Genomic DNA, 14,151 nt, shown 5'->3' with positions numbered 1-14,151 from the left:
TTGTCCGATCCCCCTTAACCTTTCGTTACTGACGTTACATGCTGAAACGCTGGATCCAAGAATGCCGTCAGCGACATAATGAACATAGCGGACATCACCACGAACACGCCCATCCAAACGTAAGTCGACACACGCTGCGCGCGCGGACCGACCGTAATGCCCCAGCTGACCAGGAACGACCACATGCCGTTGCTGAAGTGGAACACAGCGGCGATGACGCCGATTACATACAATACGAAGTAAACCGGATTCGATGCGATTTGGTGCATATGCGAGCCGATCTCCATTTGCTCGACGCTGCCGATCGCAATTTGAAAACGGGTTTGGAAAAAGTGCCACGCCACGAACAGGAACGTAACCACACCGGTCACGCGCTGCAAGAAGAACATCACGTTGCGAAAATAGCCGTAGTTATTTACGTTATTTCGCGCCGTGTAGGCGACATACAAACCGTAAATCGCGTGATACGCCAGCGGAATCCAAATGCCGAAAATTTCGAGCGCCAATACGAGCGGCAAACTGTGCAGCCATTCGACGTGCTCAAGAAAGCTCTCGGGTCCGCCCTTCGCTGCCGAGTAGTTCGTCAGCAGGTGTTCGATCAGGAAAAACCCGACCGGAATAACCCCCAGTAAGGAATGGAGCTTTCGTGAAAAGTACGAGTTCTTGAACATTACCCTTCGTTCCCCCCTAAAATTAGGCTTGCCACGGCCTTCGTGAAAACCATTACCCATTGTACTCCCGACGCCTGAGAGCGTCAACACAAAACGATACAACTATTTTCCATGAATCGACAGTCTTGTATACGGTTCACGGTAATTATTGTGAACAATCCGTGACATATACATCCTACTCTTATTTCGCTTATAATGGAAGTGCCGATTTCTTATAATCTCTTATAACTACAGTGCATATAGAAAGGAATAACTATGGAACAATTCGACATGTTCGTCACGGTCGTGCAGCAGCAAAGCTTAAATAAAGCGTCGCAATTGCTGAACATCTCGCAGCCCGCCCTTTCGCGCAAAATCATGAAGCTGGAGCAGGAGCTTGGCGTCGAGCTGTTCCGCCGTAAAGGCAAGCGGCTCGAGCTGACGCGCGCCGGCGAGGTCTGTTACGAATATGCGCTCGATCAGCAGCGTCTGGAGCGAAAGCTGCACGATTCGCTGCGCGCGTTCCGTTCCGCGACGAAACCGGCCAGCATCGTCATCGGCGCCAGTCTGACCACCCTGCAATCCACCTTGCCCGATTTGATCACCATTTATACACGCGAGCATCCGCATACCGATATTAAAGCCGTCACCGGCAAAACGCACGAGGTCGTCCCGCTCGTCAAGGAGAAAAAAGTCGACATCGGTCTTGTCGCCTCGCAAATCGACGACCCCGGCCTCGTCAGCGTCCCGCTGTTCGACGATCATCTCTGTCTGGTGCTCCCCGCCGCACACCCTTATGCCGATCACGCCGGCTTGACCGTTCACGATTTGCACGAGCTGCCGATGATCTTATTCTCCCGCGGGACATGGTATCGCGTACTGATGGACGAAATGTTCCATCGCTGCGGCGTCCATCCGGATGTGAAGATGGAGATCGATTCGTTCGAAGCGATCGTCCGCCTCGTCGCGACGTGCCAGACAGCCACGCTGCTCCCGGAATCGTACCTGCGCCATCCGCTGGTCGGCAACAATGAGCTGACCGTTCGTTTCGTCCCCGAGCTGGAGCAAACGAAAAGAACGACTTCGCTCCTATATACGGAGGAAGCCGCTCTCGAAGCGCCGATCCGGCGGTTTATCGACCTGGCGGTGAAGCATTACCGTTGACCCTCCAGGCTCACTTCTCCTCGAGCCCCAGCTTGCGCGCGGCATAAGCCGTCGTGCTCGCCTGGAGCAGGATCGTGAGCAGCACCGCCAGGAACGTAACGGACGAGATGATGTCCGCATGCGCGATGCCCATCCCGGCTACCATACCCGACAGCGCGGCGGGAATGACGCCCGTCTCCCGCACCCAGAACATAAATACAATCTCGTTCCGCTCCCACTTGGCCTTCCGGTCCGGAAGCGCGGAGGCCAGCACGGTAAGCGGCCTTGCGATCAGCATGAATACCGCAATGACACCGAGGCTCGGCCACAAGTGTTCGAAGATCATGCCGAAGTTTACCTGGCTTCCGAGCAGAATGAAAATAAGCATGCGCATCAGCACCGTCATATTTTCGGTAAAATGGCCCATTTCCTGCAGCTTGTCGTCCATGTGGAGCTTGAACAAATCGCTGTTCCCCCAAATCAGTCCGGCCGTGAACGTCGCCATAAATCCGCTCACATGCAGCGCGTCGCCCAGCCAGTAGGCCCCAAGCGCGGTAACGACGAGGGCGATCGTGGTGTAATCGCGCAGCCATCCGAGCCTCAGGTGCGCCGTGATGAACGCCAGCCCGAACCCGACACCGATGCCGACCGCGATGCCGCCGAGCGCCGTTTGCAGAAACTCGAGCACGCTTGAGGAGAGCGATATCGCCTGTCCGCCCGTAATCGCGCCGAGCACCGAGAAGGTGAGGATCGAGCCGGTTGCGTCGTTGAAGGCGGATTCGCTTTCCACCGTTTCCCGTACTTTGCTCCGGATCTTCACTTGCTTGAAGACGGGGATCAGCGTCGCCGGGTCGGTCGACGAAATAATCGCCCCAAGCAGCACCGCATACATGAACGGGATCCCCAGCAGGTAATGGGCGGCGAAAGCGACGACCGCGCACGTAATCAGCACGCCCGGCACGCTTAGCAAGGTAAGGGTGACCCATACCTGGCGAAGGCCCGACAGCCGGATGTTGCGCCCCCCGTCGAATAAGATGAGCGCGGAACCGACGGTTAAGATGAATTGATTCGTGAACGAGCTGCTCGGCTCGTGAATCAGGTGCAGCCCTTGACCGACGATCATGCCTGCGGCCAAAAAGAGAGCGACGTCCGGCAGTTTCAGCCAATTCGCCGCTTTTCCGAAAATCATGCCCAGAAATAAGACGGAAACGATTAAAAAGATGACATGCTCGATAAGTACGGCATTCTCCAACTCTCCGTGGCTCCTTCCTATATAAACCCAACGATCGTCTATTAACGCATTAACGAGCCAAGGCGTTCTCGAAATGCTCGATCTGTTCGTTCGTGCCAATGATGACCATGACGTCCTTCTCGTCTACGGTATCGGTAGCCGTCGGCGCGATGATCACGTCGCCATGCTTCTTATTGATAGCGACGACGCTGCAGCCATAACGAGCCCGGGTATCAAGCTCCTTCAACGACAGACCGTCCAAACACTTCGGAACGGCCAGCTCGGCGATCGTGTACTCCTTCGACAGCTCGATATAATCGAGCAGATTCGGGGAAACCAGCTGATGCGCGACGCGAATGCCCATATCCCGTTCCGGGAAAATGACCCGGTCGACGCCGATCTTATGCAGCACCTTCCCGTGCAGCTCGGACAACGCCTTGGCCACAACCATCTTCACCCCGATATCCTTCAAGAGGATCGTCGTCAGGATGCTGGCTTGAATATCGTTGCCGATCGCTACGATCACGCAATCAAAATTCCGGATCCCAAGCGAACGAATGACATCTTCGTCCGTCGAATCCGCAACGACGACGTGCGTGAGCTCTTCGCTCATTTCTTCTACCGCTTCCTCGTCCATATCGATCCCCATTACTTCATAACCGAGCTGTATGAGCTCCTTTGCCAGACTCGAGCCGAAACGGCCGAGTCCGATTACCGCGTACTGACTGCGTTTCATCGAATGCCTCTCCCTATCCAATCGTAATTTTCCCTTCCGGGTATCTGAACAGCTCTTTCTCTGCCTTCGGACCGAGCGCATACGCGAGCGTCAACGGACCGAGCCGGCCGATAAACATCGTAAGGGCGATCATCAACTTGCCGAACGTGGTCAAATCGGGCGTGAGCCCCATCGTCAGTCCGACCGTGCCGAAAGCCGACGTCGCTTCGAACAAAATCATCAGGAAATTGTGATCTTCCGTCGTGGACAGCAGCATGGTGACGAAGATGACCCAGAACAAGGCGATCATGGTTAACGTAATCGCTTTAAGAATCCGGTCTTTGCCGAGCCGGTTATGGAACAGCACGATATCCTCTTTCCCCCGGATCATCGCGATAATCGCCCCGATCAGCGTCGTGAACGTCGTCGTCTTGATCCCGCCGCCCGTCGATCCCGGGGACGCCCCGATGAACATGAGAACAATAATGAAAAACTGCGACGCCTGCCTCATGCCCGCGATGTCGATGCTGTTCGCGCCGGCCGTTCGAGGGGAGACCGATTGAAAGAACGAAGCCAGTATTTTACCGTTCCAGTTAAGCGTGGCAAGCGTCTTCGGATTCGTAAATTCAAAGATGAAGATGACGATGGCCCCGACCAGGATCAGAATGCCGCTCGCGCTCAACACGACCTTGGAATGGAGCGACAGCCGGCGGCGCTGCTTGTACTCCATCAAGTCGGACAGGACGACAAACCCGATCCCTCCTAATATAATCAACGCCATGGAGACGATATTGATCACATAATCGTCCGCGTAAGCCGTAATGCCGGAGAACCGGCCGGTAATCGGACCGAACAGATCGAACCCGGCGTTGTTAAAGAACGAGATCGCATGAAACACCCCATACCCCAGCGCACGCACCGGACCTAAATCGAACGACCACCGGATGGCGAAGATGACAGCCGCTGTGAACTCGATCGTCAACGAGTACACCAGAACTTTACGGATTAAGCGCACGATGCCTTCCATGCTGCCCTGATTCATCGCTTCTTGAAGAATGAGCCGTTCTTTCAGCGAAAGCCGCTTCTTCAAGGCGAAGGCGAACAGGGTGGCCATGGTCATGAACCCGAGACCGCCGACCTGAATCAACGAAATAATGACAATCTTGCCGAATAAAGACCAATGAGTGCCTGTATCGACTACGACCAGACCGGTCACACAGGTCGCCGAGGTCGCCGTGAACAACGCGTCCAGGAAAGGCGTCGGCACCCCGGACGCCGCTGACACCGGGAGCGTTAACAAGCCGGCGCCCGCCAGTATGATCAAGGCGAACCCGATGACCAAAATTTGCGGCGGGGTAAGCTCGATTTTTTTCGATTTGGATTTCATCCTGAACCTGCACCTTCTCAACTTTTTATGAACAACAAAAAAAAGACACGGGAAACCCAGTGCCATCCAAGGTTCCTGTAACACAAGCCTACGAGGTTAGCTGACGGATTCGGGTATACAGGCCCCCTATCCATGCGGCCCGTTACCCGGCCCTGCACGGAATTCACCCCTATGATTCATGGTTCCCCCGTTTTCTTGAAGAAATTCGGCTTCTTATTCAATTGATATGAATTATAAGGTTCTTTGGAACGAAGTACAAAGCTCTATTTGGCGGAAAAGGAAGGATTTTCGGAACATTACGATACATGACAGCGCTCTCAAACGGTGAAGTCTTCTCCTTGCTTGTTTTTTCCGGCGGTTTCTCGTGATATCATGAGATTACCCTATTAGCATGGATGACCATAACGGAGAATACGATTAAGATAAGCTGTTACGATTTACCGGATAAGGAGTGTGTCATGCCCAACAAAGGTTCTCGTCCCCCCTTATGGCTGGCGGTCATCGGTCTTCTGCTGTACTTCGGGCTATCTTATCTCGCCCCGCTGTTTCAGGACCACAACGATCTTGACGGGGAAGCGCAGGCGGCGCCTGCCATTAGTAAAGCGGAAGCGGCCGACCTCGCGATCGCCTTCGCCGATCACAAATTCGGGCTCTCGCCCGGCCGCACGGCGGATACGTTGTTTCAATCGAACACGGTTCGCAGCGGGTACATCCAGAAGGAAGGCTTGGAGGAAGAGTATCGAAATCGGTTCGAGAAGCGTTATCCAATCGATTATTACGAAGTGGAAATCCGCGATGGGCAAGCCACCTATTACATCGGGGTCAACTTCAACAACCGTCAGGTGATCAGCTATAGCGCTTCGAAAGCGCCGACGGCCAAAACCGAAGCGCGGCCGGCGGCGGAAACGGATGCGTCCTCGATCGCCGTAAGCGCCGTCCGCGATATGGGCTTCGATCCGGCTGCGTTCACACTGGCTGGCAGCGCTGCGGACAAACGCCCGCCCGGCGAATTCGTATTCGTCAGCAAGACGGAGCGGATCGGCGAAGCCCCGCTGGAGCTGCACGTGCAGACGGCGAACGGGCAAGCGGTGTCGTTCCGCCCGGCATTCCCGCCGCCGGAAAGCTTCACACTCTGGCAGCAGATGCAGGACGAGCGGTCCGCTCTGATGACGCGGATCAGCTTGTTCGCATCGCTGCTGATGGCGCTCGCCGCCTTGATCCTCGTCGTACGGCAGCGCAAACAGATCGACTTCGCGCGCGGCGCGCTGCTGTCGATCGTGTTCCTGGCGATCTATGTGAGCAATAACTACAATCTGATGCCCGCCTTCCGTACGATGCACGGCAGCGGTCCTTCGGAGCCGGATGCGGTGTTGTACTTGTGGATCAGCAACATCTATGTGGCGCTGATGGCGTTGTCCTCTTACTTCGCCTTGGTTGCCGGAAGCCGGCTGACGCTTGACCGGGGCGAACGCCCGTGGGCCGTATGGCGTGATGCGGACTTCGCCGGGCAAGTGAAGCAGGCGATGAGCAGCGGATATGTGATCGCCCTGTTCATTCTCGGCATCCAGCAGGCGTTGTTCTTCGCCGCCACCGAGCTGTTCGACGTCTGGGCCGTGAACGACCCGACCGATTCGGTGTACAATATGCTGCACCCCGAATGGTTTCCGCTGCTGGCCTGGTCTGCAGCCATCTCCGAGGAAGCCGTCTACCGGGTGCTCGGCGTGTCGCTTATGCTGAAGCTGACACGCCGTCCTTTCGTGGCGGTGCTTGTGCCTAGCGTCATCTGGGCGATGAGTCACACCCAGTACCCGGTATACCCGGTGTACACCCGGCTTGTAGAGGTGTCGGTCATCGGCATCGTGTTCGGTTACGCGTACTTGCGGTACGGCTTCCTGACCGCCCTGTTCGCCCACGCGGCGATGGACAGCATCCTGATGGGCTTCTCGCTGATGTACAGCGGCGACGACAGGCAAGCCGCCGTCGGCCTCGCGTACTTCTTCGCGCCGGCTGTCGTCGGTTGGCTGCTGCACAGGCTGCACGGGCGCTTCAAGCCTCGATCCCCGTCGAATCCGCCGCTGCGCCATCCGTAATCGGGTCGGCGCTATCGCTTGCGCCGGGCCCGGCTTCGGCTCCTTCGGCGGGGCCGTTCAAGGAAGCGAGAATGTGCTGCGCCAGCTTTTCCCCGATACCGAGAGGCTTGAAGTCTTCGACTTGAGCCTCTTTTATTTTTTTCAACGAGCCGAAGTGCTTCAAGAGCGCCTTGCGCCGCTTCTCGCCGATGCCCGTGATCGAATCGAGCGTCGATACGGTCATCGACTTGGCGCGCGTCTCGCGGTGGAACGTGATGGCGAAGCGATGCACCTCGTCCTGGATGCGCTGCAGCAAATAAAATTCCTGGCTGTCGCGCGGCAATGGCACCACTTCGGGCGGATCGCCCATTAACAGCTGGGCCGTCTTGTGCTTGGCGTCTTTGACCAGACCGCATACCGGCAAATGCAAACCGAGCTCGTTCTCGAGCACGTCCACTGCAGCCGCCAGATGGCCCCTGCCGCCGTCGATGACGATCAGGTCGGGCATCTTCAGTCCTTCCTTCAACACACGCTCGTAGCGGCGTCTGACGACCTCACGCATCGTCTCGTAATCGTCCGGTCCCTGCACCGTCTTGATTTTGTACTTGCGGTATTCCTTGCGGTCCGGCTTGCCGTCCGTGAACACGACCATCGCCGACACCGGGTCGCTTCCCTGGATGTTCGAGTTGTCGAACGCTTCGATGCGATGGATCGTGCCCGTACCGAGGTATTGGCCCAAATTTTCAACGGCCTTGATCGTCCGCTCGGCATCCCGTTCGATCAGCTTAAACTTCTCTTCAAGCGCCACGCGCGCGTTGTCGCTCGCCATCTCAACCATGTTCTTCTTCAAGCCGCGGCGGGGCATGTGCACCCGCACCTTCAGCCAGCTTTCGAGCGCATCCTTGACGTCAGATTTCGTCTCGGCCGCGGCCGTCTCCTCCGGCACAGGCGTTCCCTGCTCCGCGTCTGCGCCCGCCGAAGGCGTCTCCACAGCGGCCGGACGTTCCTCCGCCGGATTCGGCGGCAGGAAAATTTCCTTCGGCAGCGCCGGGTTATCGCTGTAATACTGGGTCACGAACGAGGTGAAATCGTCATACGCTTCGCCATAGTAAGGGAACATCGTCGCATGCCGCTCGATAAGCTTCCCTTGGCGCATATATAGAATCTGGACACACATCCACCCTTTGTCGACGGCAAAGCCGAATACGTCGCGGTCCATCTTATCGTTCGTCGTAATCTTCTGCTTCTCCATGACGGCGTCGATGTGCACAATTTGATCCCGCAGCTCCTTGGCCCGTTCGAAGTTCAGCTCCTCGGCCGCTTCCTGCATTTTGCGCTTCAGGTCCTCCTTGATCTCGTCGTGGCCGCCGTTCAAAAAGCGCGCGATCTCCCCGACCATCTTATCGTACGTCTCCTGCTCGACCTCGAACTCACAGGGCGCGATACACTGGCCCAAGTGGTAGTACAGGCATACCTTATCCGGCAGCGTATTGCACTTGCGCAGCGGGTACAACCGGTCCAGCAGCTTCTTCGTTTCCTGAGCGGCGTACGCATTCGGATAGGGGCCGAAATATTTCGCCTTGTCCTTATGCACCCGCCGCGTCACTTCGAGCTTCGGATGCCGCTCATGCGTAATTTTTATATAGGGAAAAGATTTATCGTCCTTCAGGAGTACATTGTACCTCGGGACGTACTTCTTGATCAGATTGCACTCCAGGATGAGCGCTTCCATGTTGCTGGCGGTCACGATATATTCGAAATCGACGATTTCGCTCACCAGCAGCTGCGTCTTCGCCGTATGACTGCCCGTAAAATAAGTCCTCAGCCGGTTGCGCAATATTTTCGCTTTGCCGACATAAATGATCGTGCCTTCGCGGTTCTTCATCAAGTAACAGCCCGGCAGCTCCGGAACGAGCGAAAGCTTCGTTTTGATCGCTTCCAGCGTCTTCTTCCGGTCCTGCGGATTCCATTCCCCATGCGTGTCCGACATGCCCTTCTCTCCTTTCGCAGGGAACAAAAAAAGCTCTTTTTCAGCATAGCAGAAAAAGAGCTTTTTCTCACGTCATCGTCAGACTGCCAAATTATTGATGGCGGCCCAATACGTTCTTCAACGCGTCTTTCGATTGGAAGCCGACGACCTTGTCCACCGGTTGACCGTCTTTGAAGACGATCAAGGTCGGGATACTCATAACGCCAAAGCGCGAAGCGGATTCCGGATTGTCGTCCACGTTCACCTTCGCGATCTTCACGTTGTCGCCGAGTTCTTTATCCAGCTCTTCCAGGACCGGAGCGATCATTTTGCAAGGACCGCACCAGGGAGCCCAGAAATCTACGAGAACCGTACCGGATCCTTCCACTTCACCGGTGAAGGATTGATCAGTCACATTTACAATAGCCATGATGGGAATTCTCCTTTCGCGGATAATGTCAACATGTAAAGTATACCACATTGCTTTCACTTTTCAACCGAACCAAAGTTTGCATAATTGTCACTTTCGCATCCTTTACAATCATCTGCGAAGTTGGGTATACTAGGCCTATATAATTACGATAAGTCTCGCGGTGTGCGATCGGACGTTCCTGAAGAGCCCTTCTTCGGGCCGCACGAAGCGACAAGGAGGAACTGAAATGAGTAACGATCCGAAACATCCGGAATTGCACGTATATGAAGAAGAGCGCAATGACTTGATCGATGTCGCGTTGGGCTTCGGGGTTTTCTTCGGCGTTTTGTTTTTAATCGCGATCGTAGCCACAGTCATCACGCTGGTTGCGAAGTAACGATTGGGTAAGGCGATACCTGCTGCCGGATGAGGCAGCAGGTATTTTTTTGTGCGCGAGGCCCGTCCGCGGTCTGTGCGCGGCTCGTGCACAAGGGTTTGTGCGTGCGGTCCTTGCCGCGCCCCGTACTCCCTGCCTATTCCTTTATTTCGATCCCCGCTTGTTATACCCGTTCACCATCACCACATCGACGAAAGGCCGAATCCGGTCCATAATGCGCCGGCCCTTATACTCCTCGTCCCCGTCCTTGCTCGTAAAGCTGAAATGCTTCTCCAGCGCGTCCAGATCGTGATTCGACGTGAAGAACGTCGGCTTCCGGTTCATCCGGTAGTTCAGAATCGCACCCATCACATGATCGCGCAGCCACGGATTTAAATTTTCCGCGCCGATGTCGTCGAACACGAGCAGGTCGGTTTCTTTCAGGATGTCGATCGTCTCCTTCAGCTTCAGCGGGTCCTGGAACATCGACTTCAAATCCTCGGCAAAATCCGGCATATACACAATTGCGCCGGTATAGCCGTCCTTCGCCAGCTCGTAGAGCATGTAACACATCAGGAACGTCTTCCCGGTGCCGAAATGGCCGGCCAAGTACAAGCCCGTCTGCGGCAGCCCTTTCGTACGCACGTTCAAAATATAATCCATCACTTGCCCGACCGCTTCCTCCCGCTGCGGATCCTTGTCCAGAATCTCCAGCGACGAATACCCTTGGGAAAGCGCGCGTTCATCCACATAAAAGCTTCGGATCCGGCTGCGAACCGCATCCTGCGTCGACTTCGCCAAAAACTTCTTGCACGCCACCTTATGATCGTAGACGCGCGTCCAGTCATCCCCCGGCTCCACCTGGAGCATCGTGTAATGGCCTTCGAGATCGTTCGGGCAGCGGTCAAGCCCCGGACAATTCGTACAATTATTGTATTCCTTCACATATTGATGCAGCTTGTTTAAATTCAGCTTGATCGTCTGGTTATCGAGCTGCGGATACTTGCTCCGCAGCTTCACGATCAGCGGATCGGCCGCAACCTCGCGCAGCTTCTCTTCCGCTTGCTTCAACAGCTGCCGGCCCTGCGAGCCGCGCAGCAGCTCCCCTAGCGATTCCAACGCGAAGCACCTCCCCCATGAAGTACCTGTTTCTCTTCTCCGGTTCTCTCACTCAGTCCCCGGCAGCCGCTACCTTTGTCCGTCCAGCTGCTGCGCTTTCCGGCGCAGCGCCTCCCGCTCCTCATCCGAACGCGGCTTGCTCGGGGCCGAATCCGGCACGATCGGAATGAGCGGCTTCTGCCTTGCGCCGCCACGGCCGGACTTGGCCGTACCTCCGCTGCCTCCGCGATAGGCGCCCTGCGTGCCCTGAGCCGTTTTTTTCTCGCTGTACGCCATCTGCTCGCGCACGTAACGAACGGCTTGCTCGAACGATCCGACCTGTTTCCCCAGCATGTCGGTGACGATCGCTTCCATATATTTTTTCGACCAGGAACGTTTGGTGACATAAATATAATGAATAAGGACGTTGATCACTTCTTCATGCAAACCGTAATTCAGCTCGACCTTCGCCAGCGTATCGAGCAGCCCGTCCGGCACCGTGCCTTTCGAAAAAATTTTCTCCAGCAAAAACATGTACGGCTCGTTCCGCAAAATGTAATTATACTGATGCTGGTTGCACTCTCCTTGAAACAAATCCGGCACGTCCAGGTAAAATTCCATCTCGACCGGCTTATCCTTCGAAACGGCCCCTTCCACCTTCTCTTCGCCTTCCGCATCGGCCTTGCCGGGCAGCTTGGCCATCCACCTTACCCTATCTTCCGTTCGTTTCTTATCTTGACGGAATACTTGGTTCGCTTTATGCTGCAGCAGCTCGAGCGCGAGCGTGCCCGCTTCGTCGAATACGCCGTCCTCGTCCAGCAGCCGGCAGATGTCGGTTAGGTAGAGGCTGTACTTTTTCGCTACGAAATTGATCGTCGCCATCTGCTCGGGCTCGTATTTCAACCGCTCGACATATTCCCGGTTGAACGACTCCCTCGGAAAATGCATGATGATTTCCGCATACGTGAACCCTTTGTACGTCACTTCCGGCTTCGTCTGGTCAGTCGTGGCTGCGGCCGATTCGAAGAAAGCCTGCTCCAGCTCCTGATCGACGACCTGCGTGTTTAGCCGGAACAGCTCGTAGAACGGTACCGATAAATTTTCGGCGTTCGCCTGCTTCAGCTCGTCCGCTTCGGGCAGCATAAATTCGTCCCGCAGCGCAAAAACGGCATACTTTCCGACTTTATCGCGAAGCAGCAGCGTGAGATGGTGGTTTTTGAAAAACTCCCCCGGCGTCAGCGGTTCGAACAGCTGATACTCGTACAAATAGTCCTCCGAAGCGGCCGCAAAGCGGCGTGACGTGCGAAGCAGACCGACCGCCTCCAGCTTGGAGGTTTGCTCGATAAACCATTTACGCCCGCGCTCTCCGCCCTCGATCTCCATCGTCAGAAACAGCTTCCGCTGCTGCTCGATCGGCGAGAAGCCCACTTGATCGGCAGGCAGCTGGTGATACAATGTATAATAAACGCTAAGGGCAAAAGCGCCGACCATCGGCTGGTACATCGAGGTCAGCACCTTGTAATCGAGACTGCTTAAGGCAAAGTCGCGGTTAACGACAAACCGGTGATACTCGGAAAAGTGAAGCATATTCGTAATTCGCATGCATACAAAACTCCATCCGTGTTGCTAAAGTCTTAATCTTCATTTTACCACAGCAATCGACAACGGTGTAGAAGAAAAAGAAGGCTTCGCCGGCGTACCGGGAGCCTTCCTCCGTTTCCTCAGAACATCTTGAAGCCTTTCTGACGCAGCGACTTGATCGTCGAACCGCTCAGGATGGCGCCCGCCAATCCGCCTAATGCCGAGATATAATCGACAAACGTATACTCGGCGATATTTTGCGAAAGCGAGCCTGTCCCCCAACCCCAATACAACACAAGACCGATCACAAGTACGATATATCCGTAAATGGGAAACCAAGTCGTCTTCAGCAGCATGTTGAGAATAAACCCGATTCCGAAGAACAGCACGAACAGCAGCACGGTAGCGATAATCAATTGCAGCAATGCAGACAACTCCTTCTTCTCATACCTTCGTCTACTTTCTATTATAATCAAAAGCGCAGGACGGTAAAGGGCGCCCTCGTCCCGGGAATGTGAACACTTTGTCACCGTTTAGCCCCCAGCCTTGGTGCATTTGCCCTTTCCCGCATCTTTAGCTACAATGAAACAAGCAAAAGAATCGAAGTGAAAATCAATATCATGAGGAGAGAGAGATCCATGAGTGAAGCCGTACATACGTTGGAAGGCTGGTACTGCCTGCATGACTTCCGCGCCATCGATTGGAACGTCTGGAAAAGCTTGACCGCGCAAGAAAGAAACCGCGCCGAGGACGAGCTGTTGTCCTTGCTGAAGCAATATCAGAGCACCGAGGATCAGAAGCTCGGAAGCACAGCGTTCTACTCCATCGTCGGGCAGAAAGCCGACTTCGTCTTCATGCACCTGCGCGAAACGCTGGAAGAGCTGAACGAGCTCGAGAACGAGTTTAACAAATCGATGTTCGCTCAAGTGACCATTCCGACCTATTCCTACGTATCGGTCGTCGAACTCGGCGGTTACATGGCCAAACCGGGTACGGATCCGATGCAGGATCCGGACATCGTCGCCCGCTTGAAGCCCATCCTGCCGAAAGCGAAGCACATCTGCTTCTATCCGATGAACAAGCGCCGTGAAGGCAACGATAACTGGTACATGCTCAGCACCGAAGAGCGCCGTTCCTTCATGCGCGGCCACGGCACGATCGGCCGCACGTACGCCGGCAAAGTCAAACAAATTATCGGCGGCTCCATCGGCCTCGACGATTGGGAATGGGGCGTCACGTTGTTCGCCGACGATGCGCTGCAGTTCAAGAAGATCGTCACCGAAATGCGCTTTGACGAAACGAGCGCCCGCTTTGGCGACTTCGGCGACTTCTACATCGGCAACCTGCTCGATACGGATAAGACTTCCGCCATGCTGAAGTTATAAGCCGGCGCCCCTTGGCGAAGCTCCGGGCCCCAGGCGCCGCCGCCGCGGGTTCGCCGCCCGGAGCTTGAGCTGCTTTCCCGGGTTACGCAAAAAAACCTTGCCCATACGGCTGCAGCAGCCGTGTCAGGCAAGGTT

The 14,151-nt window shown here is 55.5% G+C and carries 13 protein-coding genes and 1 riboswitch; of the genes, 4 read left to right on the top strand and 9 right to left on the bottom strand.

Annotation, left to right across the window (positions count from 1 at the left end; translation table 11 throughout):
• Nucleotides 1–14: 14 nt before the first annotated feature.
• A complete protein-coding gene (locus JMF85_RS09765) occupies nt 15–671 on the bottom strand; it encodes a succinate dehydrogenase cytochrome b558 subunit (RefSeq protein ID WP_054797796.1) in 657 nt (218 codons plus the stop codon).
• Nucleotides 672–926: 255 nt separating this feature from the next.
• On the opposite strand from JMF85_RS09765, the gene JMF85_RS09760 reads away from it, so the two are divergent.
• A complete protein-coding gene (locus JMF85_RS09760) occupies nt 927–1,814 on the top strand; it encodes a LysR family transcriptional regulator (RefSeq protein WP_127604872.1) in 888 nt (295 codons plus the stop codon).
• Nucleotides 1,815–1,824: 10 nt separating this feature from the next.
• On the opposite strand, the gene JMF85_RS09755 is transcribed toward JMF85_RS09760, so the two are convergent.
• From JMF85_RS09755 to JMF85_RS09745, 3 genes are read right to left on the bottom strand one after another with little or no spacing between them, the layout of a single operon-like run.
• The gene (locus tag JMF85_RS09755; RefSeq protein ID WP_201318121.1) at nt 1,825–3,045 is read right to left on the bottom strand and encodes a cation:proton antiporter; all 1,221 of its coding nucleotides are present in this window, start codon (nt 3,043–3,045) and stop codon (nt 1,825–1,827) included.
• A gap of 49 nt (nt 3,046–3,094) precedes the next feature.
• On the bottom strand, nt 3,095–3,760 hold the full coding sequence (locus JMF85_RS09750; protein WP_201318120.1) for a potassium channel family protein: 666 nt from the start codon (nt 3,758–3,760) through the stop codon (nt 3,095–3,097).
• Between the two features lie 13 nt (nt 3,761–3,773).
• Nucleotides 3,774–5,126, bottom strand: coding sequence for a TrkH family potassium uptake protein (locus tag JMF85_RS09745; protein ID WP_201318119.1), 1,353 nt, complete (start codon nt 5,124–5,126; stop codon nt 3,774–3,776).
• A gap of 70 nt (nt 5,127–5,196) precedes the next feature.
• Nucleotides 5,197–5,347: riboswitch (cyclic di-AMP (ydaO/yuaA leader) on the bottom strand.
• 237 nt (nt 5,348–5,584) lie between these two features.
• Here JMF85_RS09745 and JMF85_RS09740 point away from each other — a divergent pair.
• A complete protein-coding gene (locus JMF85_RS09740; RefSeq protein ID WP_155614607.1) occupies nt 5,585–7,216 on the top strand; it encodes a CPBP family intramembrane glutamic endopeptidase in 1,632 nt (543 codons plus the stop codon).
• Here the strand turns inward: JMF85_RS09740 and uvrC are convergent.
• Nucleotides 7,173–9,185: an excinuclease ABC subunit UvrC gene (gene uvrC, locus JMF85_RS09735; RefSeq protein ID WP_155614608.1), complete on the bottom strand. Its 2,013-nt coding sequence runs from the start codon at nt 9,183–9,185 to the stop codon at nt 7,173–7,175. The two genes, JMF85_RS09740 and uvrC, sit on opposite strands and share 44 nt — an antisense overlap.
• A gap of 91 nt (nt 9,186–9,276) precedes the next feature.
• Nucleotides 9,277–9,594, bottom strand: coding sequence for a thioredoxin (gene trxA / locus JMF85_RS09730; protein ID WP_054797792.1), 318 nt, complete (start codon nt 9,592–9,594; stop codon nt 9,277–9,279).
• Nucleotides 9,595–9,823: 229 nt separating this feature from the next.
• Here trxA and JMF85_RS09725 point away from each other — a divergent pair, with 229 nt between their 5' ends.
• Complete coding sequence (locus JMF85_RS09725; RefSeq protein WP_127604883.1) at nt 9,824–9,973, top strand: YqzM family protein; 150 nt, start codon at nt 9,824–9,826, stop codon at nt 9,971–9,973.
• 144 nt (nt 9,974–10,117) lie between these two features.
• Here the strand turns inward: JMF85_RS09725 and zapE are convergent, their stop codons facing one another.
• From zapE to JMF85_RS09710, 3 genes are all read right to left on the bottom strand, one after another.
• Complete coding sequence (zapE, locus tag JMF85_RS09720) at nt 10,118–11,071, bottom strand: AFG1/ZapE family ATPase (RefSeq protein WP_054797791.1); 954 nt, start codon at nt 11,069–11,071, stop codon at nt 10,118–10,120.
• A gap of 69 nt (nt 11,072–11,140) precedes the next feature.
• A complete protein-coding gene (locus tag JMF85_RS09715; protein ID WP_127604887.1) occupies nt 11,141–12,652 on the bottom strand; it encodes a DnaD domain protein in 1,512 nt (503 codons plus the stop codon).
• 119 nt (nt 12,653–12,771) lie between these two features.
• Complete coding sequence (locus JMF85_RS09710; protein WP_054797790.1) at nt 12,772–13,056, bottom strand: YuiB family protein; 285 nt, start codon at nt 13,054–13,056, stop codon at nt 12,772–12,774.
• 213 nt (nt 13,057–13,269) lie between these two features.
• Here JMF85_RS09710 and hemQ point away from each other — a divergent pair, with 213 nt between their 5' ends.
• Nucleotides 13,270–14,016 carry a hydrogen peroxide-dependent heme synthase gene (gene hemQ, locus JMF85_RS09705; RefSeq protein WP_054797789.1) on the top strand — a complete coding sequence of 249 codons (747 nt, stop codon included), beginning with the start codon at nt 13,270–13,272 and terminating at the stop codon, nt 14,014–14,016.
• Nucleotides 14,017–14,151 lie beyond the last annotated feature (135 nt).

The organism is Paenibacillus sp. EPM92 (assembly GCF_016586185.1).
Taxonomy (GTDB): domain Bacteria; phylum Bacillota; class Bacilli; order Paenibacillales; family NBRC-103111; genus Paenibacillus_G; species Paenibacillus_G validus.
This window is presented reverse-complemented; position numbering and strand designations above follow the sequence as displayed.

Coding starts and splice junctions, on each gene's coding strand:
- JMF85_RS09765 (WP_054797796.1), bottom strand. CDS start 671: ATGTTCAAGAACTCGTACTTTTCACGAAAGCTCCATTCCTTACTGGGG.
- JMF85_RS09760 (WP_127604872.1), top strand. CDS start 927: ATGGAACAATTCGACATGTTCGTCACGGTCGTGCAGCAGCAAAGCTTA.
- JMF85_RS09750 (WP_201318120.1), bottom strand. CDS start 3,760: ATGAAACGCAGTCAGTACGCGGTAATCGGACTCGGCCGTTTCGGCTCG.
- JMF85_RS09745 (WP_201318119.1), bottom strand. CDS start 5,126: ATGAAATCCAAATCGAAAAAAATCGAGCTTACCCCGCCGCAAATTTTG.
- JMF85_RS09740 (WP_155614607.1), top strand. CDS start 5,585: ATGCCCAACAAAGGTTCTCGTCCCCCCTTATGGCTGGCGGTCATCGGT.
- uvrC (WP_155614608.1), bottom strand. CDS start 9,185: ATGTCGGACACGCATGGGGAATGGAATCCGCAGGACCGGAAGAAGACG.
- trxA (WP_054797792.1), bottom strand. CDS start 9,594: ATGGCTATTGTAAATGTGACTGATCAATCCTTCACCGGTGAAGTGGAA.
- JMF85_RS09725 (WP_127604883.1), top strand. CDS start 9,824: ATGAGTAACGATCCGAAACATCCGGAATTGCACGTATATGAAGAAGAG.
- JMF85_RS09715 (WP_127604887.1), bottom strand. CDS start 12,652: ATGCGAATTACGAATATGCTTCACTTTTCCGAGTATCACCGGTTTGTC.
- hemQ (WP_054797789.1), top strand. CDS start 13,270: ATGAGTGAAGCCGTACATACGTTGGAAGGCTGGTACTGCCTGCATGAC.